Origin of the sequence: Flammeovirga pacifica (assembly GCF_000807855.2) — a bacterium.
Classification (GTDB): Bacteria; Bacteroidota; Bacteroidia; order Cytophagales; family Flammeovirgaceae; genus Flammeovirga; species Flammeovirga pacifica.
The window spans coordinates 1,620,177-1,641,844 of sequence record NZ_JRYR02000002.1; the positions used below are offsets into that span (position 1 = coordinate 1,620,177).

The following is a 21,668-nucleotide window of genomic DNA, read 5'->3' on the forward strand; positions in this document are numbered from 1 at the left end:
TCTATCCTAAAATACAAGAAATGAAAAGATTTAATTATATAATTGGTTTATTGACTCTTCTTGCTATCTACGGATGTAAGAAAGAGTGGGAAGCCCCAGGTGTGGAGCCAAACCATCAAGTAATTTACACTTCTGAATATCAATTTGGTAACAGAGTGCAAGTAGGAGGTTCTATGACTGTAACAGATGCTTCTAAAGGTATTCAAAGTAGAACTTGGACCTTACCTGAAGGTGCAGTTGTAGAAGGAACTACTTCAACGTCATCATCTGATGATTTGGTTCATATCCAATTTACTGAGGCAGGGATTAAAGAAGTAAATTTATCTCAACAATTTGCTGGAGCAGCTTATGTAGGAAGTGAGAAAAGAGAATCATCTTTGGATACTACAATTGTAGTTACAGTGTTAGACTCTCTATCATTATCTGTAAAAGCAAATTATTATTTCCCTGATGGTAGTACCGGTGATGAAATAGACTTGTCTAAAACTTCTGATATTCAGGCAGGTAGAATGGTGAAATATACTTTAACAACGATAGGAGACCCAGCAAGAATCGTTTATAATTTTGAAGGTGGAGACCCCGAACAAGTAACGTATATTGAGTCTGAAATTTTAGATGGCACTGCTATGGAAACTATAGTGCAATACAAAAAATTAGGTACATTTTCTACTACTGTTTTAGGAGATAGACCTAGACCATCGGGTTCAGATCTTTTAGAGTTTGAGAATGCTATTAATGTTATTCCATCGACTGATCCGCTAATCTTAACAGAAATTTATGTAAAAGAAGGTTTTATCGCTCTTGATTATTCTAGAGAAATTGATCCAAATTCAGTAGATCCGTCAACTTTCTCTGTGAATTTGACTAATGTAAACAAAGGATTAGATATTAATCCTGAAGTATTAACTGCAACTGTAGATCCTACAGCAGGTAATATAGTATTAATTGCATTGAGAGATGAAACTATGTATGATGATGATATTATAAAAGTAACTTACCAAGGAGGTAATTTAAAATCAACGGACTTTGTTGACGCTGATGAATTCACAGATGAATTATTAGTACATAGACCTAACAGAAATGTCATTGAGGATAGCGATTATCATTATAGCTTAGAAGAATCTACTGATGGTGATTGGAACACTGGCGGTTGGGGAGCACCTTTTGATCACTATGATTTTACTGTTACAAACGCTGAGTCTTATCATGGAAACAAATCGGGTAAACTAGTACTACCTTCAGAAAAAGGTTCTGCTTTCACTCATAGTAAATCATTCCCTCTTGAAGCAGGAAAAACCTATGAATTTGGTGTTTGGATCAAAATTGAAAGTGGTGTATCTACTATTGATGATAGTGCTGCAGAGATTCCATCAATGATGGTTTTTGCAGCTCCTGAAATAGATTGGGGTGCAGGAAGATTTGATATTAATACTCAAACTCCAGAAGGTGAGTGGATCTATGCAAAAATGGATTATTACACTGCTCCAAAATCTATTGATTATACATTTGTATTTAGACCATTTAATAAAAATAATTCAGCTGATTTAGTTTTATATATGGATAATCTAATTGCAAGAGAAGTAAACTTTAGACCATAAGCTAAATCTATATAATAGACTATCGTAATCCTTAGGGGTTACGGTAGTCATTAAACAATAACTCTCTGATTTAAAACTAATCGGTACAAACTTTAATATCACCACTACATACTAAACCTTTAAATAAAGGAGAGCTTTTTTAAAATCAAGAAATAGAGAATCGAGACAAGCGATGAAAAATACTTATATAATATTATTGTCAGTAATACTCTTTTGGGGATGTCAATCGACTTCTTCTAAAGTAGAACGTACGTCTGACTTCAATTTTGATTGGCAGTTCGCTCTTTTGGATATCAATCAAAAAGAATCATCTCTAGATGATGTGACTAAAGACGAGTGGAAAAATGTAAGATTACCTCACGATTGGGTAATCGGAAATGATTATGATTCTGCAAATGCTGAGTTTGCTCCTGCAACCGGATATATTTATGGTGGAGGAATAGGCTGGTACAAAAAGACATTTAACCTAGATATTACCAAAAATCAAAAAGCATTTATTTTGTTTGATGGGGTATACAATCAATCTACAGTATATCTTAACGGACAAGAATTAGGGTTTCACCCTTATGGCTATTCGCCATTTTATTACGACTTAACTCCCTATTTAAAAAACGGAAAAGAAAATACACTAGCAGTAAAAGTAGACCATTCTAACTTTGCAGATAGTAGATGGTATACAGGTGCAGGTATTTACAGAAATGTAGAATTAGTTGTAACAGATAAATTACATATTCCTGTTTGGGGATCTTTTATTACAACTCCAGAAGTTTCTGAAGAAAAAGCTGTTGTAAGTATAATTACGGATATTAATAATAGTTATACGATAAATAAAAAAGCAATTATAAAAACTGAACTTTATACACAATCAGGAAAATTAGTGGCTGAAGTTTCAGAAGAGAAATTGATTAAAGCTGGTGAGTCTATTACGGTAGCTCAAGAGGCAACAATCGAAAAACCTGAGTTATGGGGAGTGGACAACCCCAATCTCTACTTAGCAAAGACTAAGATTCTAGTTGATAATGGACAGATCGATGAACTAACAAACAACTTTGGTGTAAGAAGCATTAAATTTGATGCAGACTCCGGATTTTTCTTGAATGGACAAAACATGAAAATTAAAGGAGTCTGCTTGCACCATGACGGTGGTTTAGTAGGTACGGCTGTTCCTAAAGACGTTTGGAGAAGAAGACTACAAGTACTAAAAGATGGTGGTTGTAATGCAATAAGAATTGCACACAACCCAGGTTCTGATGAATTTTTGGATTTATGTGATGAAATGGGATTCTTGGTTCAAGATGAATTCTTTGATGAGTGGGATAATCCAAAAGACAAAAGATGGAATCAAAATGAACAATCAAAAAATGTAGAAACAGAAGGATACGCTTCAAAGTACTTTTTGGATTATGCTGAAAGTGATTTGAAAGCAGTAATGCTTGCACACAGAAATCACCCATCAATCTTCCAATGGAGTATTGGTAATGAGATTGAGTGGACGTACCCTAGAATTTCTCAAGCAACAGGCTTTTTCAATAATATGAATTGGAATGGTAATTACTTCTGGTCAAAATCTCCTTATTCAATAGAAAAAATTAGATCAGAATTAAAAAGATTACCAAAGAGAAAGAATGATATTGGATCGACTGCATCTAAATTGGCGAAATGGACTAAAGAACTAGATACTACCCGCCCTGTTACTGCAAACTGTATTTTACCCTCTGCTTCACATGAAACAGACTATGGTAAGTCTCTTGATATTGTGGGCTACAGTTACAGAAGAGTGCTCTACGATTATGGTCATAAAAATTATCCTGATAAGGTAATTATGGGAACAGAAAACCTTGCTCAATACCATGAGTGGAAGGCTATCATGGACAGACCTTTTATCGCAGGTACTTTCTTCTGGACAGGTATTAACTATTTAGGAGAAATTAGAGCACCATGGCCTAACAAAGGTAATGACGCTGGTATGATAGATTTTGCAGGTTTCCCTAAACCATCTTATCAAATGATGAAAACGTTGTGGACAGATAAACCTCACACTTTCATCGCCACTCAGACACTTTCAAAATCGATTAATAAAATTGATAAGAAGTCGGGTAAAATGGTAGCTAAAAATCCTAAAGCGTGGGAAACAGCACTTTGGGAATGGCACGATGTAAATAATCACTGGAACTACAATGAAGGTGAAGTAGTTAGTGTTGAATTATACTCTAACTGTGACGAAATCGAACTTTTCCTTAACGAAAAAAGCTTAGGAAAAAGAACTTTAGCAGAATTTGATGATCACATTTACAAGTGGGCAGTACCTTTTGAAAAAGGTGTTTTATCTGCCATTGGTAAAAAAGATGGGAAGACTACTGAGACTAAATTAATTACTGCAGGTAAGCCCGTAGCAGTAAAATTAGAAATAGATAGAAAAGTACTTTCAAACAATCAATACGACGTTGCTCATGTTGTTGCTCAACTTGTAGACGCTCAAGGCAATCCAGTAACAAATGTTGAAAGAGTGATCAATTTTGAAATTCCTGAATATTTAAGAGACTTAGGAGTGGATAATGGGGCTAATACTAATATTCAAAATCATACTTTACGTAAGATAGAAACGGATAATGGTAGAGCATTATTGGTCTTGCAATCAACTCAACAAGCTGGAGAGGTAGAAGTAAAAGCAACCGTTGATGGATTATCTTCTGATAGAATTTTACTTTCTATCGGAGAAGATAATGACAAGAAGGACGACATAGTAGCAGAATTGAACTAAACAATATAAATACATAAAGAGATGAAAGCAGCATTTTATGAATCAAAAGGGAAAATTAGTGTAGGTGAAGGTAAATCTATCGCTCCCGGTAAAGGTGAAGTACGTTTAGATGTAGCTTATTGTGGAGTATGTGGTACAGATGTACATATTTTCCATGGTGTAATGGATCAAAGAGTAAGTCCTCCACAAACGGTTGGACATGAGGCTTCTGCTGTTGTTGCCGAAGTTGGCGAAGGTGTTACTAATGTAAAAGTTGGAGACAAAGTAGCCGTTAGACCATTACATTTCGGTGACGAACACCCATTTGATAAAGGATTTAAGCATGTTGGTAAAAACTTAAAGTTTATTGGCATTGATTCAAGTGGAGCATTCCAAAATTCTTGGACTGTACCTTCATACACTCTTCATAAATTACCTGAGCAATTAAGCTTAATGCACGGTGCTTTTATTGAGCCTCTAGCGGTTGCTTGTCATGATGTTAAAATCGGTCGTGTACAAAAAGGTGAAAATTGTTTAGTTATCGGTGGTGGTCCAATCGGAACGCTTATCGGTTATGTTTTAAAAGAGAAAGGCGCAAATGTATTTATTTCTGAAGTAAATGAAACACGTCTTAAGATGTTAAACGAGTTGGGTTTCACTACAATTAACCCAGCAAAAGAAAAATTGAACGATCGTATTTCTGAGTTGACTAACGAAAAAATGATTGATTGTGCTTTTGAGGTGTCAGGTTCGGCTCCAGGTGTACAAACAATGACTGAGGTAGTGAATGTAAGAGGTAGAATTGTAATGGTAGCTATCCACGGTGGAGAGCAAAAGAAAGTGGATTTATTCAAATTCTTCTGGTCAGAAATCGAATTATTAGGTGCAAGATTGTATGAAGAAGGTGATTACGATGAGGCCATTAGAATTGCAGATTCTGGTTTCATTCCTTTTGAACAATTAATCACTAAAGTGGATGATTTAGATAACATCCAAAACGTATTTGATGAAATCGATAAGAATCCTGAAGGGATGAAGTATTTGATCAAATGTAACGACAACTAGAAATAACATTTGATAGTTTGATAAGCGATAATCAAAAATAGACTATCAAATAAGTAATATAAACATTAAAGATAATTGATTGATAGGGTTGATGGTAAGGGATATAGAAATCGCGAAACCTTCCTAAATCATCAATCCTTTTCAGTCCAACAAACAACAAACGATATGAGTATCCTAAACAATTTCCAATTAGAAGGTAAAGTAGCTTTAGTTACAGGATGTAAAAGAGGTATTGGTAAAGCAATGGCAATTGGTCTAGCAGAAGCTGGAGCTGATGTTATTGGTGTTTCTGCTTCTCTAGAATTAGAAGGAAGTGAGGTAGAAAAAGAAGTAAAAGCTAGAGGAAAAAACTTCTCTGCTTACCAATGTGACTTTTCTGATCGTAAGTCTTTATATGACTTCATCATGACTGTAAAAGCAAATCACCCTCAAATTGATATCTTGGTAAACAATGCAGGTACTATTTTACGTAGCCCAGCAGCGGAACACCCAGACGAAATGTGGGACAAAGTGGTGGAAGTAAACCAAAATGCTCAATTTATTTTAACGCGTGAAATTGGTAAAGAAATGGTAGCTAGAGGATACGGTAAAGTTATCTTTACAGCTTCATTATTGACATTCCAAGGCGGTATTACTGTACCAGGTTATGCAGCTTCAAAAGGAGCAGTTGGTCAGTTAACAATGGCATTTGCTAACGAGTGGGCTTCGAAAGGAGTGAACGTTAACGCTATTGCACCAGGTTATATTTCAACAGATAATACAGAGGCATTAAGAAATGACCCTGAAAGATCACAATCAATCTTATCAAGAATTCCTGCTGGTAGATGGGGTAACCCAGAAGACTTTGCCGGACCGGTTGTGTTCTTAGCATCTCCTGCAGCTGCTTATATGCATGGTAGTATCATGCTTGTAGACGGCGGATGGATGGGTAGATAAAAATCTGAATATATATAATTTGAATGATGGAAAAGGGGGCTGTCCGATATCAATTTCATCAATTACAGTCCTCCTTTTTTTAATTAAATTTTTAAAAGATAATATCTCAGAGAATAGTAGATGTATTTCGAGTATTCTCTAACCTTAAAAACGAAAATAACTATGTCAGAAACATTAGCAGCAGCAGAAGTTAAAAATTATGATCTGTTTATCGGTGGTCAATGGGTAAAAGCAACATCAGGTGAAACAGAAAATGTAATTAGTCCAATTAATGAGGACGTTGTAGGTGTGGTACAAATGGGTACTGAACACGAAGCAGAATTAGCATTACAAGCAGCAGAAAAAGCACAAAAAGAATGGAAGAAATTGCCTTCTATAGAACGTGCTAACTTAATGCGTAAATTTGCAGCAGAAATAAGAGCTAACAAACCATATTTATCTAATTTATTATCTCGTGAGCAAGGTAAATTAATCTCTGTTGCTGAAATGGAAGTGGAGGTAACAGCTACATTTATCGAATATGCTTGTGATGGTGCTAGAAGCATTGAAGGTGATATTATGCCTTCAAGCAATCCTAAAGAGCAAATTTGGATTCAAAAAATACCAAGAGGAGTAATCGTAGCTATTACAGCATGGAACTTCCCATTGGCATTAGCTGGTAGGAAAATTGGTCCAGCATTAGTAGCCGGAAACGCAATTGTTGTAAAACCAACTCAAGAAACACCTTTAGCTACATTAGAGCTAGGTTTTATTGCAGAAAAAGTAGGTATTCCAGCAGGTCTTATCAACATTGTTACTGGTAAAGGTAGAGTTTTAGGTAACGCTTTAGTGGCTAACCCTATCACTAAAATGGTAACAATGACGGGATCAACTCCTGCAGGCCAACAAATTTTTAAAACAGCCTCAGAACATTTGGCTCACGTACAATTAGAATTAGGTGGTAAAGCACCTTCTATCGTGTTCCCAGATGCAGATATAGATCTAGCAGTAGAAGCTTGTTTCCACTCTCGTTTCGACAATTGTGGTCAAGTTTGTACTTGTAACGAAAGAATGTATGTTCACGAAGCTATCTATGATGTATTCATGGAGCGTTTCATGGAAAAAGTAAAAGCAATTAAAGTAGGTAATCCATTAGATACTTCTGTAACAATGGGACCTAAAGTAAATGCTTCTGAAATCAAAAACATGGAGCATTTAGTAGCTAAATCTATTGAAGAAGGTGCTACAATTGCTACAGGTGGTAAAAAGCCTGCTGGAGCTGAGTTCCAAAAAGGTTTCTGGTTTGAGCCAACAGTAATTACTGATGTTACTCAAGATATGACAATTGTTCATGAAGAGTCGTTTGGTCCAATCCTTCCTGTATTGAAGTTTAAAGAGTATGATGAAGTAGTTGAAAATGCGAATGACTGTGAGTTTGGCCTTGCAGCTATGGTATTTACAAGAGACATCAATACTATTATGAGCTTAAACGATGATCTTGAATTTGGAGAGATCTACGTAAACAGAGGTCATGGTGAGCAACACCAAGGTTTCCACAACGGTTATAAACTAAGTGGTACTGGTGGAGAAGACGGTAAATACGGCTTCGAACAATACATGGATAAGAAGACATTCTACGTGAAATACTAATCAAATAATAAGTAATAGATAATAAGGAATATAATAGCGTATTACTTATTATCTATTACCTATTACTTATTACTTAAAAAAGGATGAGTACAGCAATTAAAGATATAAAAACAAAGTTATTCGAAGTACCTCTACCAGAGGTATTGTCTGATGCAAAGCATGGAGATCATTACCACTTTGAACTAGTGACAACGACCATAACTTTGGAAAATGGTTTTGAAGGTACTGGCTATACTTACACAGGTGGTAAAGGTGGTAAATCTATCAAAGCAATGTTAGATTACGATATGGCTCCTGCAATCTTAGGAAAGGATGGAGCAGATATCGATAGCATTTATGATTTTATGGAATGGCATATTCACTACGTAGGTCGTGGTGGTATATCATCTTTTGCTATGTCTGCAGTTGATATTGCACTTTGGGATATCAAATGTAAAATGGCAGGGCAACCTTTATGGAAGTTGGCTGGCGGACATGATAAAACATGTAAAGCCTATTGTGGAGGTATCGATTTGATGTTCCCAATTGAGAAGCTTTTAAACAATATGCAATCGTATATGGATAAAGGTTTTAATGCAGTGAAAATCAAAATTGGTAGAGAAAATCTTGATGAAGATATTGAAAGAATCAAAGCTGTAAGAGAGTATATCGGAGATGATGTCACTTTTATGGTGGATGCTAATTATTCGATGTCAATTGAGAAAGCGATTGAATGTGCAGAAAGATTCAAACCTTATAATATTACTTGGTTTGAAGAACCTATTATTCCAGATAATTATAAAGGTTATGCCGAAATCACTGAAAAAACAGGAGTGCCTTTAGCAATGGGTGAAAACCTACATACAATTCATGAATTTGAATATGCTATGGAGCAATCAAAATTATCTTTTGTTCAGCCAGACGCATCAAATTGCGGGGGTGTGACAGGGTGGTTAAGAGCTGCAAAATTAGCAAAAGAAAATAATATTCCAGTATGTTCTCATGGTATGCAAGAACTTCATGTAAGCTTGGTATCATCACAAGAGAATGCAGGTTGGTTAGAAGTACATAGTTTCCCTATTGATGAGTATACTACTCGTCCACTAGTTGTAGAAAACTATAGAGCAGTTGCTTCTGATGAACCGGGTACAGGAGTTGTTTTCGATTGGGAGAAATTAGCTCCTTTTGAGGTAAAACCTCAGGAGTATGCTTAAGCGTAGGGAAGTTATTTATAGTTGAAAACATATTTTATTTTTTAATAATTTTATGTATTTCAAAATAAAATACTTACATGTTTCCTCTGAGTTTGATGGGTTTTTCTTTCATCAAACTCAGCTTTATATTTTTTGAGATGAATTATTACTGGCTAGAACAATACATAGATTATGATCAAACAACAATTATTTGGAGTACATGAAGGAAATGAAGTACACCAGTATCAATTAGAAAACAAAAATGGCATGAATGTCAAAATAATGACATTAGGTGCTACTATTACATCTTTAAAAGTACCAAATAATAAAGGTGGGCTTACGCAAGTCGCTTGTGGTTTTGATCAATTAGAAGGGTATTTTTCTGATGCTTACAAAGCCAATGCACCCTATTTTGGTTGTACAGTTGGTCGATTTGCTTCAAGAATAAAAGATGGAAAATTTGCGGTTGATGGAGTAGAATATACATTAGCTACAAATGATGGTTCTAATCATTTACATGGAGGAATAAAGGGTTTAGATAAGCAACTTTGGTCATGTGTTAACGAGTTAAGTAGTGAAGTTGCAGATAGTGTTACTTTCCAAAGAAAAAGTGCTGACATGGAAGAAGGGTTTCCAGGAAATGTAACTATTGAAGTAACGTTTACTTTATCTCAAGAGAATAATTTAGAGATTTCTTATCATGCAACAACAGATAAGACAACACCAATATCTTTAACAAATCATACCTATTTCAATTTATCAGGTTTTAAAGAAACAGTAGGAGGACATACTGCTAAAATACTAGCAGATAAGTTTTTAAAAGCAGATCCAACAAATGTACCGGTAGGAGAAATTGAAGAAGTGGGAGGTACAATATTAGATTTAAAAGGAGGGAAAAAGTTAGCAGATGTATTCGATGTATTAGAAACAGGCTGTGAACACTACTTTTTATTTGATGAAAAAGATACATTAAGAAATGTAGCTTCTTTTGCAAATGAAGCTACAGGCATCTCTTTAGAGATTGCAACTACAGAACCGGGTATGTTATTCTATACAGGGTATTTTACTTCGGATGAACTAAAAAGAGAAAATGGCGACCAATTTGGAAGATACAAGGCATTCTGTTGTGAGACACATAGATATCCAAATGGTCCTAATATCGAAGGGGCTCCTAAATCATTGACAACACCACAGGAGCCATACACATCTACTACAGTCTATTCATTTAAATAACAAAACATTAAAGTCATGATTGAAGGAGTTTTATGGTCAATTTTTGCAGGGCTAATGCTAGGTCTTTATGCTTTGCCAGAAAAGTTTACAAAAGAATTTGAATTCGAAAATACATGGGGATTATTTTTCGCCATTAATACATTTATCATACCTAACATTGCCGTTTATTTCTTAGTAGATAATTTCGGTGAGATTATATCATCTATTCCTACAAAAATTATGGTAGGTATGGCAATAGCTTCTTTCCTTTGGGGTATAGGAGTGATGATGTGGGGTAAAGCCATTAACTATATTGGTTTATCATTAGGATTCTCTCTTTTCATTGGTACAATTATTCTAATTGGTTCACTTATTCCATTTATGATTGATGGAATTCCTGAATTTCAAGTTTTTGCTACGATCATCTTAGGTATTCTAATTGTATTATTTGGAGTAATGAGTAATGGCCGTGCAGGTCTTCTAAAACAAAAAGAAGATGATAAAGGCGAAGAGGTAAAGAGTGATAATATGATCACAGGTATTGCCATTGCAGTGGTAGGTGGTCTTTTAGCTACTGGTTTTAATTATGCTAACTCAGTAGGTGCAGGAGTAATTCATGAAGCAAGTGTAGCAGCTGGTAACCCAGAATGGGTAAGTGCTATTATTGTCATGTATATTATTTATGTTTTTGGAGGTATTTCTATCGCTTCTTACTTCTCTTATCAATTAACTAAAAAGAAGTTATGGGGCAATTTTATCACTCCACGTTTCCCAAGAAACACTGTATTAGCTACGTTGATGGGTGTTTTTAACTTCTCTGCTTCGGCTTTATTTGGTTATGCAGCATTTACTCTTGGGTCTACCGGAGGAACAGTAGGTTACGCTATTTTTAATACCGTATCTGTTGGTGTAGCTATCGTAGGTGGTATCATCACCAAAGAATGGATTTCTGCCCCTAAACAGGCAAAAAAATCATTGTATTTAGGATTAGCATGTATGATTATCGGTATTACAGTAATTGCGTTAGGGAATAGCCTAACAGCATAATGTAAAACTCGATAGATATTATAATAAATCATTTTAAGTTAGATGATGTGTAATACAAAATATACATCATCTAACAATCATTCAAATAACAGGTGATCTTCACCGCATTTTTTTATCATGAGAGCAATTAAAATATTAGCAGGAACCGTACTTATCGGTGCAACTATTTTTTCTTCTTGTACAAAACCGACAGGGCCTCAAGCAGAGGTAAATGATTATTCACATGTATCTCAAGAGAAATTAGATTTCTTAGGGATCACAGACATTAACCACTTAAGTGCTGCATCTAAAAGAGCTTTAGATTGGCCTGATTCTTTAAATAACGATTGGTTTGGAGAATTTTCAGTACAAGATCTAAAAGGAGATTTAGCTTACGAAGAAGGTGTTGTAAGACGTGACCCTTCTGCTTTATTACATAAAGATGGTAAGTACTATGTATACTATTCTAAATCTGTTGGATCTACTGATGGATTTGGTGGAGATATCGAAAATGACAAGGTTTTCCCTTGGGACCGTTGTGATATTTGGTATGCTACTTCTGAAGACGGATGGACTTGGAAAGAAGAAGGCCCAGCAGTTCTAAGAGGAGAAAAAGGTACATTTGATGACCGTTCGGTATTTACTCCTGAAATTATGGAGAACGATGGAAAGTATTATTTATGCTACCAAACGATTAAATCTCCTTATGATGTAAGAACAAAAAATCAGGTAGGTATAGCATGGTCAGATTCTCCAAATGGACCATTTAAGAAATTAGAGGAGCCAATCTTAAGCCCTGCAAATAATGGTGTATGGAAAGGTACAGAGCAAAACCGTTTCTTAGTAGAAAAGAAAGGAGATTTTGATTCTCATAAAGTACATGATCCGTGTATCATTCCTTTTAAAGGAAAATTCTACTTATACTACAAAGGGGAACAAATGGGTGAAGCTATTACATTTGGTGGTCGTCAGATCCGTCATGGTGTAGCTATTGCAGACAATCCATTAGGACCATATGTGAAGTCTCCATACAACCCAATTTCAAACTCTGGTCATGAAATTTGTGTTTGGAAACATAAAGACGGTATCATGTCTTTAATTACAACAGATGGAGCAGAAAAAGGTACTGTTCAGTTTGCTGCTGATGGTATTAATTTTAATATCATGGCTTCTATCCCAGGTGCACCTCATGCAATGGGTCTGAACAGAGAATTAAATACAAATAAAGGATTTGCAGTATTTGGATGGGGTCTAACTCATAAATATATGAATTATGACTACCAGTATATTCGTCGTTTTGCAGGAAAGCGTAAAACTTCCCACCAAGCAAAAAATGAACAAGCTGCTAAACAGCCGAAAGCAACAAGATAGAAAATTGTTCTAAATTGATGTATATGATGCACAGCTTGAAATTTTGAGCTGTGCATTTTTTTATAACTGATCTATTCTTTTTCAATCCACTTTTTAATTTCGCTCGGTGTCATTTCTTTTACAAAAGAGTATGTAGAAAGATTCAATACCACTCTATTTTATATGATACATTGGAGGATGTAAAGACCATTAATTAGTCCAATACAAAAAAGCCAACCTTTAAAGGTTGGCTTGAAATATAGAATCTGATGATAGTTGAAATAAAGCTAATAATTATAATGCTGGCTTATTGATCTAAGGCAATAAAATTAGGTTTATTGCGAGTCAAAGGGTTAAACGAATGAGTGTAAAAAATATTTTTAAAGATCAATTATGTATGACCTTATAGTTGTCATATAATACTTATACATCTCAATGCTAGTTTACCCTACCTTATTATTTAAGATTAACAAATGAATAAAATGTAATTCGTTTATAATCAAAAAAATAAACCCCTTATAAAATCACGAGTATTTTATAAGGGGTTTCTAGTAATAAATTTAAGTTTATCACATTTTGTATTTTCAACTTATTGGTCAATCCTGTAATTAAACGACTATTTTAGTAGTGGACTAATGATGCAGTAATAGAATGATAAAGCTTATTATACTTTTAATTAACCAACTGATTGACTCGAAATAGGCTGATAACTGATTTGGTTTTCTAGCCCAAATACTTTAATTTTTTGGTACTTTCCTCTTGGTTGAACAACACCTAATTCAACAAAGTTGTAGTTGAGTTTCTTAACCAAGAATTCTGATATTAAATAATTTACATTAAGCTCTTTACACATTTCTTGGAGTCGTGAAGTAGAATTAACCACATCTCCATGATAGGCCATTTCTCTTTTGATAACGCCAATTTGTGTAGCAGCTACATTACCTGCATGAACCCCTGCTTTAAAGACTGGCACTGAGCCATAATTGTTAATAAAATAGTCTCTTTTACTTTCTAGTTCATTTTGAATATCAAATAGAATTTGAATGCATCTATTGTTTTTAAGTCCTTTTTTTAAGGGCCACGTCAATACAATTTCATCACCAACATATTGGTAAACGGATGCTTTATTCTGATCAATGGCATCCGTCATAAAAGTATAACAATCTGAAATAAAATGACTGTATTTTAAATGACCCAAACATTCCGCTATTGTAGTGGAGTTGTTTAAATCAAGAAACATAAAGATTCTTTCTTCCTCTTTAGGAACATAATAATTCCCTTGAATTACTGTACTAAATAATTCCGGGCCTAATATATCTTTCAACTGAAATAATGAATTGATCATTACTGTACTGATAAAGACATAAAACATGTAGATAAAGAAACTCCCTTCATTAAGGTTATTAAAATATGGTATACCACCCGGAAAGAAAATCCTACCAACATAGCCTGTCAGCAAAGTAAAAGTAGGGGTGACAATTATGACCATCATAAGGGCAATCAAAATTCTCTTCGTGCTTCCCATTCTACCTCTTCTGTCTAAGAAGTAATAGAAGTTCCAAGAAAAAATACTCAAAAATATGGAGATAAATCCGTTAGCAAAAAGAGCAAAATTTAACTCAGACCTAATATTATCATAGACATCAATACCAATTATATCACCATAATGCTCCAAGGCATCATGTCTAATAAACAAGTATAATGCATTCAGTAAGTACCAAGCAAGGTAAGTAATAGTTACTCCGGTGATATATTTATTTAAGAGATACTGGTTACGTATTAGTTTCATTTATAGTGTCGCAAAAGTGATGATAAAGGATAGTACAGAAACTGTGATCCCTACCATAAAGAAATTAAAAGCGAGTCTTACTTTTCTATATTTTTTATCAAGGACGTTACCGAGGTAATAAGAATCCTTGGCCATTAAATCATATATCTGTTGAGGATCTTTTGTTTTATCTTTCAACATACTTTGATAATCGTTGAGATTTAGATCTACAAAATCGCCAAAAAACAATAAGTTCAAGTCTCTTTTCTTTTTAGTGTTATTACTAACATTGGGTCTTGTTGCTAAAACAGCCAATATTACAGAGACTAAACCCGTAATAGCTAAAATTGTTGAAGGAATTAGTAATTGAGGTAACTCTTCTATCTTTCTAAATAAATAACCAATGGTAAATGAAGTGATAATTGAGTTGATCGAAAGTAAGATACTAGCTTTTCTATCTGCAATAGAACTTAAACCTAATTGGTTTCTAGCCAATACTCTATGAAGTGTTTCAATATCTCTTCTAGGTTTAAATTCTGCCGGTTTTTTTCCTTCCGATTTTTTCTTCTTTTTCTTTTCTTTGACTTCTTTCACTTCATTTTCTTCCATTAATGAAGACATATTGACTTTAATAGTATTCATGTTTTCAGCCTTCTTAGGTTGAAAGTTATTGCGAGCATAATTCGTGAAATACCTATGTTCTGCCAGGAAATGAAGGTTCATTACCAACCACTGTGATTTTGTGATTTGTCCTTGTTCAGCTATATCAGAGCGTTCTTTTCGAAGTGCTTCAGAATATTGCTCAAAATTACTTGTGCCCAAATGAGACAAGTCAGCATCACACATGATTTGCTCCATTTTTGTTCTTGGAGTTTGAGGTACACGTGTAGCCATGATGCAATTAGAAATTATTTCTAAATCCTCTTCCGATACTTTATCCTTCAAATATTCTTGTGCAATAGAAACACCCTTTGTTTCATGATTAGAACAATCACCACAAGTATACCCAGTATCATGAAACCATGCAGCTATTGTTAAAAGCTGAATTTCATGATCATTTATTCCTTCGGCTTCTCCAATTTCACTAACAGCATTGACCACATTTTTAGTGTGTTCTAAATTATGAAATTGAAGGTCTTTTATATTTTCTTTTGCATACTCCTCTACATCTTGGAGTAGTGTTTTGAAATCATTCATAGTCTTAAAAACTAAAACCTATGTTTAAATAAATTTGTAACCCGTCTTCAGAACCTCCTGCAATACCACTTAAAGCTACTTTATCAATTGGTACAACATAAACGCCACCTCCATAACCTTGGTGCCATTTATTAGAGTTTTCTCCATCTATCCAAACTCTACCAATATCATAAAAACCTAAAAGGCCTACAGTCATTGGTAAAATACTATTTTTAAACTGAAATATATCCAATCTAGCATCAAAACTATTTAATAATGAGGTTCTGCCGTAAAAACGATCCCTTCTAAATCCTCTTAAACTTTTATTACCTCCGAGGGTATTTGAGGTAAGAAAATGATAATCTCCAAAATTATGACTTCCCGTTAACTTATAGGCCAAAGTGAGGTCTGTTGGTAAACGAAAAGTTTGGTATAACTCTAATTTCCCCCCCAAATTAACATAATTGAGGTCATCATTGTTCAAATTTTTAGAAGCATTACCATTAGCTTCAACATAAATTCCTTTTTTGGGTATGGTAGCATTGTTCCTTTTATCCACCGAAAACTTAAATTGACCACCGACATAATTTTGATCACCGTAAGGGTCTTTTAAAGTGAGATCATCTCCTGATTGTAAGAAATTTCTAGAATCTAAATAATCTGTTCGACTCGTTCTATAATAACGATATGAAGCACCATAATTTAGCTTCACTGCTTTAGAAAAATCAATCAAAAGGCCTGGTTCTACAATGTGTCTGGTGTAAAAGAATCTATAATAATTATGACCTAAGTTTTTATCGTAAACAGATTCATTACCTAAACCAAAATAATTAGAGTTTCTTGGAGATCGTAATTCGGCTTTAATCACCACATCCTGATTGCCAACAACATCCACAAATTGACCTTTATATTTTAACTTAAATGCGGCCACATTGGTAGAAATTGCTCCATACAAAGTGTGTTTTTGCGAAAAAGGAGATTTTCTAAACCCATATTTAGTAAAAATAAAACCACCTCCTATTTGAAGTCCATCATCAGGAATGTAACCACCATAGAGAATAGGTAGTAGAGAATTGAATTTAAAATCTGCTCTATTGTACTCGTTAACGTCGCTTTTATGAGATAAACGTTTCTTTAAACTACCCTTTTGGGTAACAGTAGTACTGTCTTTGGTATCATAAATGATCACTTTTTTTGAACCTCCTCTTCGGGCAAGGTCTTCGAAAGAATCTTTACCTTCTCCACCTATTACTCTAATATTTATTTTTCCTTTATCTTCTCCTTTAAATATAAATTGATCTTTACCACTTAAACCATATAATCTAATTTCTTTGGTGATTTTTGCATCAAAAACTCTTTGATAAAGTGTTTGTTTGGTATTTCCTTTTTTGGAGATTTTCTTGACCACCACTTCCGTTTTTCCATTCTCCAGATAAGTTACCTCAAATTGTTCTGATTTATCAGATCCTAATACCGAAACTCTTTTTGATATGTGAGCATAATATTCTTTTGCAATTGAAGGAAGCTGTGCTCTCCTTGCTTTAAGAATACGTAAAATATCAGGGTTTTTATCACTTACTTTTTGTGGAATGTGAGATAGTGCAGTTTCAAATACTTCATCAGTGAGGTGCTCTTGAATAAAAGCTACTTCCTTTTCCCAATCGTTCCAATTTGCCTGTGATAAGAAATATCGATCAAAATATCTTGCATTGAAATTAAAGCCTGGCGCCCAATTCATCTCTTCGTCAAAACCTTCAAACTTAGGTAGCACCCAACGGTGAGAAGCGATATTAGGAATACGTCCTTCATTTAAAAAATAAACCTGATCTCTATCTCTTGGGATAGGACGGAACATTTTCTCTCCATATTCATTTTTAAAAGAAGCCCATCTCCATTGATCATCATGCCTGTCCCAATCACCAATAAGCATATCGAACAAGCGGTTTCTTAAAGTGAAAGTATAATCAACATAATTATCATTGTCTTCTCTCAGCTTTTGAACTGTTTTAATCGTACTGTATATCTTTTTTGAATTGCCAAAACTTTTAATGTGTCCTTCGTTTTTTGAGGGACGTTCTTCAAACATAAAAACTTTATTAGCCGCGAGTTCTTGGTAGATACCAAACTGGGGGTCATCTTCAACGTAATACAATTTAGGATTACAGTGGTAAATACCAATTGCATCAGCCATTGTGGGAACAGTTAAAGGAGAGTAAGGGTGTGCGGCCGAAATTTGATCTTGTACAACCGATTTGGCGACAGTTTGTTTTAATTCTTCTGGAATGGCTTTTTCAGGGTTTTTATCAATGGACCTTAAAGTAAATTGGTTACCATTTTTGTCTTCTAAACGGAAAGACAGCGTAGCCATACCGCCTCCTTTTTGTACTATTTTTAACCCACCTTTCACTTTAGATAAATCGAAAACAGGCATTTTGATAGGCGTTTCCCATTCTTGTCGATAGTTTTCACCCATCCATTTCTTTAACGATGCACTTGCTTTATAACGAACACTGGCAGGAACCTCAACACTATCTGCTAATGCATGATTAGAAAGGGCCTTTTCCTCCTTTTCTATGTCCTGTCTAAAGCTATAATGATAGATTTCTTTTTGATGATCATAAAAGGAAACAGCAGTAGAATCATTGATAAATTCTACAGTAGCAAATCCTTTTGTAGCAGAAGTAAATTTAGCATATTTCCCTTGGTAAATAGAAGATGTTTTAGAACCTGAACCAGAAACAATATACTTCACATTATCTTTCTCGATCATTTCCAATGCATGTTCATGACCACTTGCATAGATCACATTTTGATGGGTATTGAAAATGCTTTCCATACTTTCCTTAATTTTCTTGTAGTTTTTATTAGGTATATCCTGACGACTTACCCCTGCTTTTCTCGCTAAAGGATAAATAGAACCTACAATTGGTAGAGGAAGATAAGCCCAAGAAGAAAAAGATGTCAATGGAAAAAGGTGATCCTTTGCGGTAAAATGTCCGCCATGTTCTCCATAGGTGTAAAGGGGGTGATGCCCGACAACTAATAGTTTTTTATGCTTATTTCTTGAGACGATATCTTGCAATCCAATCAAAAACTCATCATTATTTTTGTAATCACAACCTACAACATCATTGTTATCTTGATATTCGAATAGTAGCCATTGTGTGTCGAGTATTAATAATGTTATTTCATCATTTAAAGATACTTCTACAGGATCAGGGCAGCCATGATACGGTGCAAAAGTGGAATCACCTAGAAGATTATTGACGTAATTTTCTTGATTTTTTAAACGTTGTAGACCGTTCTTGCGACCTCTATTGTAATCATGATTTCCGGGAATGATAAAAGTTTTGCCTTTGAACTCTTTTAATTGAGATAATTGAGCATCAATAACAGCTTCACCTTCTTTTCTATGCTTATCTCCAAGAGGCATTAATCCATGAGGATAGATGTTGTCCCCTAAAAAAATAACCGTACTGTTCTCGTCTTCGAGATTAATTTGTTGAAATAAATGTTGAAAAACAGGAGCACCTGTATAGGTAGCTCCAGCATCTCCAATTAAATATATTTTTTGATTTTGTCCCCAAACACTAAGTGATAGAAGAGAAAATAGTAATGCAGTAAATATTTTCTTCATATTAGAACTGTAGAATTTTAGCATTGTATTGTCCACCTCTTTCATTAGAAATAAAAATTCGTCCATCATCCGAAATACAAATACCTTCCGGTTGTGCATGGACTTTTTTAGGAAGGGAGTAACTCATGATTTGTTCTCCGGAACTGCCATCTAACACAAACAATTGAGAAGAACGGTGTGATAAAACATATACTTCATTTTTGTTTTTATCGTAATAAACCCCTGAAGGACTCACTTTAAACCCTTTTTTAAGGGTGTAAGCTAAGGATACTTTTTCAGTGTTATGGATATTTACTTTATAGATAGATTTATGATCTGCTTTTTTTCCATGTAAGCCACCTTTACCTTTTAAAGCAACAAGTAGGTGTTGATCATCAAACATACACAAACCTTCGATATCATTATCAGCAGTAAAAGGGAGTTGTTCTTTCTTGACCTCATTGGTTTCTTCGTGTATAATAAATAGTTTTCCTTTACTATTTACGACATAGAAATAAGGACGATTATAGGCAATCCCTTCATAATCTCCATCCTTACCAAAATCAATTTTTTTACTGACGCTTTTTTTATTTAAATCATATAAATAAATATTCCCTTTTTCGTCATTAATACAAGCCACCGTATTCTTTCCGTACCAAGTTAATCCCGATATCTCATCTAATTTTGATGGTAGCACCCATTTTTGTTTAGGTTTGCTAAAAAATGTAGTATCCTGATTCTGTGCACAAGATATTAATCCGGAACAGATAGTCAGGATAAAAAATATAAATTGATAAGTTAATTTCATATAAATAGTTAATCTGAAAAAACAATAAGTAACTAGTATTAGTTCAGAAAAAAAGATCTGAAAAAATGCTTGATATAACGATATTCTGTCAAGAGTGAGTATAAAATTAAAAAAATAATTCTATTTTTAATCTGTGATCTGATAAAAATGCCGTGTCATAACCATTTCAGTCTTTTCGTAATAATTGATTAATCTGTTCAAATCTCATCAAATAAACTATGCGTAGAGTAATTTTATTTCTATTACTAACTATTGTTACCACACTTTCATTTGCTCAGGATAGCTTAAAATGGTATCATTCAAAATCAAAAATTTATTATGCTCCGCCTGTGACTACAGGGAGTATAGCAGCGGCAGGGTTAGTAGCCAATGTGTTAGGGATTAGGATGTTAAATGCTAGACCATCCATAAGTGAAAGTACTGTTTTAGGGTTAGATAGAAACAATGTGAATGCTTTTGATCGACATGTTTTTGATCATGATGTAAACGATAGAGAAAATTCACACAACTTTACAGATTGGGGTTTATACATTTCGGCAGTTATGCCTTTTGCCTTATTTATTGATAAGGATATAAGAAAAGATTGGTTTGAAGTTTCTTTAATGTATCTAGAAACACAAATGATCGCTGTTAATTTATACAATTATCTTGGGCCAGGTGTGTTTACAAGATACCGCCCAATTACCTACATGTACGGTGAAGGGAACCCTCCCGTAGAAATGAGAGAATTGACGGATAATAATAACGAAAGATCTTTCTTTAGTGGGCACACTTCTAACACTGCTGTAGGTACATTTTTTACAGCAAAAGTATTATTAGATTACCACCCAGAATGGTCTACTTTAGCTAAAGTAGGGGTGTATACAGCTGCGTTTATTCCACCTGCGTTAGTTGGATATTATAGAACAAGAGCCTATAAGCATTTTTATACAGATGTAATGATGGGTTGTACTGTTGGCGCATTAACGGGTATTATGGTGCCTCAAATACATAAGAAATTACGTTTGAAGAAAAATAAATATGGAGGAAGTACTTCCTTTATGCCCATCATGCAACCTTCTATGTTGGGTTTGTATGTGAAGACCTCTATTTAAAAAAACATCTTTTATGAAAAAACGGCTTCCTCACTAATAAAAGTGAGGAAGCCGTTTTTTTAGTCTCCTTATTTTTTGTCAGATATAAATTATCTCAATAGTTTATAAGTAAATGTATTTGCCCCATCATTTAATTTGATGATATGGATACCACTTAATACATTATTAAGTTGAATAACTTCATCTTTTTGAAGTGTTCCAGAGTTAATAACTTTACCATTGATATTTATTAAACTGTAAGAGTAAGTTTTTACTGCATTCAGATTATTGAATGCAATTTCCTTTATTTGACCAAATTTAGGGTGAGACTTTAATAAAACTGGTTTTAAACCAATTAGTTCATTCTCTAAATTTGTAGGGTTTTCATCTTCTATTGCAGTAGTTTCAGTTCTATCGAAAGAGAAGAAAGGATACTGATTATTATACATCACACTAGCAAGAATATCCTCGCCGGCGAATTGTACAGCAGCAGCAAAAG

The 21,668-nt window shown here is 34.3% G+C and carries 15 protein-coding genes; 10 read left to right on the forward strand and 5 right to left on the reverse strand.

Annotation, left to right across the window (positions count from 1 at the left end):
• Nucleotides 1-20 precede the first annotated feature (20 nt).
• The 9 genes from NH26_RS24630 (at nucleotide 21) to NH26_RS24670 (ending at nucleotide 12,749) form a co-directional block, all read left to right on the forward strand.
• Nucleotides 21-1,598, forward strand: coding sequence for a hypothetical protein (locus NH26_RS24630; protein WP_044217404.1), 1,578 nt, complete (start codon nucleotides 21-23; stop codon nucleotides 1,596-1,598).
• A 172-nt stretch (nucleotides 1,599-1,770) separates the two neighbouring features.
• Entirely contained in the window at nucleotides 1,771-4,359 is a 2,589-nt protein-coding gene (locus NH26_RS24635; protein WP_044217406.1) for a sugar-binding domain-containing protein, read from the forward strand.
• Between the two features lie 21 nt (nucleotides 4,360-4,380).
• Nucleotides 4,381-5,403, forward strand: a complete 1,023-nt coding sequence (locus tag NH26_RS24640) for a (R,R)-butanediol dehydrogenase (protein ID WP_044217408.1) — start codon at nucleotides 4,381-4,383, stop codon at nucleotides 5,401-5,403.
• A gap of 171 nt (nucleotides 5,404-5,574) precedes the next feature.
• Nucleotides 5,575-6,339 (forward strand): SDR family NAD(P)-dependent oxidoreductase, encoded by a 765-nt coding sequence (locus NH26_RS24645; RefSeq protein ID WP_174549724.1) that lies wholly within the window; start codon nucleotides 5,575-5,577, stop codon nucleotides 6,337-6,339.
• A 162-nt stretch (nucleotides 6,340-6,501) separates the two neighbouring features.
• Complete coding sequence (gene aldA, locus NH26_RS24650) at nucleotides 6,502-7,968, forward strand: aldehyde dehydrogenase (protein WP_044217412.1); 1,467 nt, start codon at nucleotides 6,502-6,504, stop codon at nucleotides 7,966-7,968.
• An 83-nt stretch (nucleotides 7,969-8,051) separates the two neighbouring features.
• Nucleotides 8,052-9,161: a mandelate racemase/muconate lactonizing enzyme family protein gene (locus NH26_RS24655; RefSeq protein WP_044217414.1), complete on the forward strand. Its 1,110-nt coding sequence runs from the start codon at nucleotides 8,052-8,054 to the stop codon at nucleotides 9,159-9,161.
• A 171-nt stretch (nucleotides 9,162-9,332) separates the two neighbouring features.
• A complete protein-coding gene (locus tag NH26_RS24660) occupies nucleotides 9,333-10,373 on the forward strand; it encodes an aldose epimerase family protein (protein ID WP_084812383.1) in 1,041 nt (346 codons plus the stop codon).
• A 15-nt stretch (nucleotides 10,374-10,388) separates the two neighbouring features.
• The gene (locus NH26_RS24665) at nucleotides 10,389-11,399 is read left to right on the forward strand and encodes an L-rhamnose/proton symporter RhaT (protein ID WP_044217418.1); all 1,011 of its coding nucleotides are present in this window, start codon (nucleotides 10,389-10,391) and stop codon (nucleotides 11,397-11,399) included.
• A 117-nt stretch (nucleotides 11,400-11,516) separates the two neighbouring features.
• Nucleotides 11,517-12,749, forward strand: coding sequence for a glycoside hydrolase family 117 protein (locus NH26_RS24670; RefSeq protein WP_052431730.1), 1,233 nt, complete (start codon nucleotides 11,517-11,519; stop codon nucleotides 12,747-12,749).
• 655 nt (nucleotides 12,750-13,404) lie between these two features.
• Here NH26_RS24670 and NH26_RS24675 read toward each other — a convergent pair.
• From NH26_RS24675 to NH26_RS24690, 4 genes are read right to left on the reverse strand one after another with little or no spacing between them, the layout of a single operon-like run.
• Entirely contained in the window at nucleotides 13,405-14,517 is a 1,113-nt protein-coding gene (locus NH26_RS24675) for an adenylate/guanylate cyclase domain-containing protein (RefSeq protein ID WP_052431731.1), read from the reverse strand.
• A complete protein-coding gene (locus NH26_RS24680) occupies nucleotides 14,518-15,693 on the reverse strand; it encodes a Pycsar system effector family protein (protein WP_044217419.1) in 1,176 nt (391 codons plus the stop codon).
• Between the two features lie 4 nt (nucleotides 15,694-15,697).
• Nucleotides 15,698-19,309 (reverse strand): BamA/TamA family outer membrane protein, encoded by a 3,612-nt coding sequence (locus NH26_RS24685; protein ID WP_158022037.1) that lies wholly within the window; start codon nucleotides 19,307-19,309, stop codon nucleotides 15,698-15,700.
• A 1-nt stretch (nucleotide 19,310) separates the two neighbouring features.
• On the reverse strand, nucleotides 19,311-20,096 hold the full coding sequence (locus NH26_RS24690) for an SdiA-regulated domain-containing protein (protein WP_044217423.1): 786 nt from the start codon (nucleotides 20,094-20,096) through the stop codon (nucleotides 19,311-19,313).
• 218 nt (nucleotides 20,097-20,314) lie between these two features.
• Here NH26_RS24690 and NH26_RS24695 point away from each other — a divergent pair, with 218 nt between their 5' ends.
• Nucleotides 20,315-21,190, forward strand: coding sequence for a phosphatase PAP2 family protein (locus NH26_RS24695; protein ID WP_044217425.1), 876 nt, complete (start codon nucleotides 20,315-20,317; stop codon nucleotides 21,188-21,190).
• Nucleotides 21,191-21,279: 89 nt separating this feature from the next.
• On the opposite strand, the gene NH26_RS24700 is transcribed toward NH26_RS24695, so the two are convergent.
• Nucleotides 21,280-21,668, reverse strand: a 389-nt coding sequence (locus NH26_RS24700) for a T9SS type A sorting domain-containing protein (RefSeq protein ID WP_139263301.1), incomplete at its 5' end; no start/stop codon positions are given.

Coding starts and splice junctions, on each gene's coding strand:
- NH26_RS24630 (WP_044217404.1), top strand. CDS start 21: ATGAAAAGATTTAATTATATAATTGGTTTATTGACTCTTCTTGCTATC.
- aldA (WP_044217412.1), top strand. CDS start 6,502: ATGTCAGAAACATTAGCAGCAGCAGAAGTTAAAAATTATGATCTGTTT.
- NH26_RS24640 (WP_044217408.1), top strand. CDS start 4,381: ATGAAAGCAGCATTTTATGAATCAAAAGGGAAAATTAGTGTAGGTGAA.
- NH26_RS24655 (WP_044217414.1), top strand. CDS start 8,052: ATGAGTACAGCAATTAAAGATATAAAAACAAAGTTATTCGAAGTACCT.
- NH26_RS24680 (WP_044217419.1), bottom strand. CDS start 15,693: ATGAATGATTTCAAAACACTACTCCAAGATGTAGAGGAGTATGCAAAA.
- NH26_RS24665 (WP_044217418.1), top strand. CDS start 10,389: ATGATTGAAGGAGTTTTATGGTCAATTTTTGCAGGGCTAATGCTAGGT.
- NH26_RS24635 (WP_044217406.1), top strand. CDS start 1,771: ATGAAAAATACTTATATAATATTATTGTCAGTAATACTCTTTTGGGGA.
- NH26_RS24695 (WP_044217425.1), top strand. CDS start 20,315: ATGCGTAGAGTAATTTTATTTCTATTACTAACTATTGTTACCACACTT.
- NH26_RS24660 (WP_084812383.1), top strand. CDS start 9,333: ATGATCAAACAACAATTATTTGGAGTACATGAAGGAAATGAAGTACAC.
- NH26_RS24675 (WP_052431731.1), bottom strand. CDS start 14,517: ATGAAACTAATACGTAACCAGTATCTCTTAAATAAATATATCACCGGA.
- NH26_RS24685 (WP_158022037.1), bottom strand. CDS start 19,309: ATGAAGAAAATATTTACTGCATTACTATTTTCTCTTCTATCACTTAGT.
- NH26_RS24690 (WP_044217423.1), bottom strand. CDS start 20,096: ATGAAATTAACTTATCAATTTATATTTTTTATCCTGACTATCTGTTCC.
- NH26_RS24670 (WP_052431730.1), top strand. CDS start 11,517: ATGAGAGCAATTAAAATATTAGCAGGAACCGTACTTATCGGTGCAACT.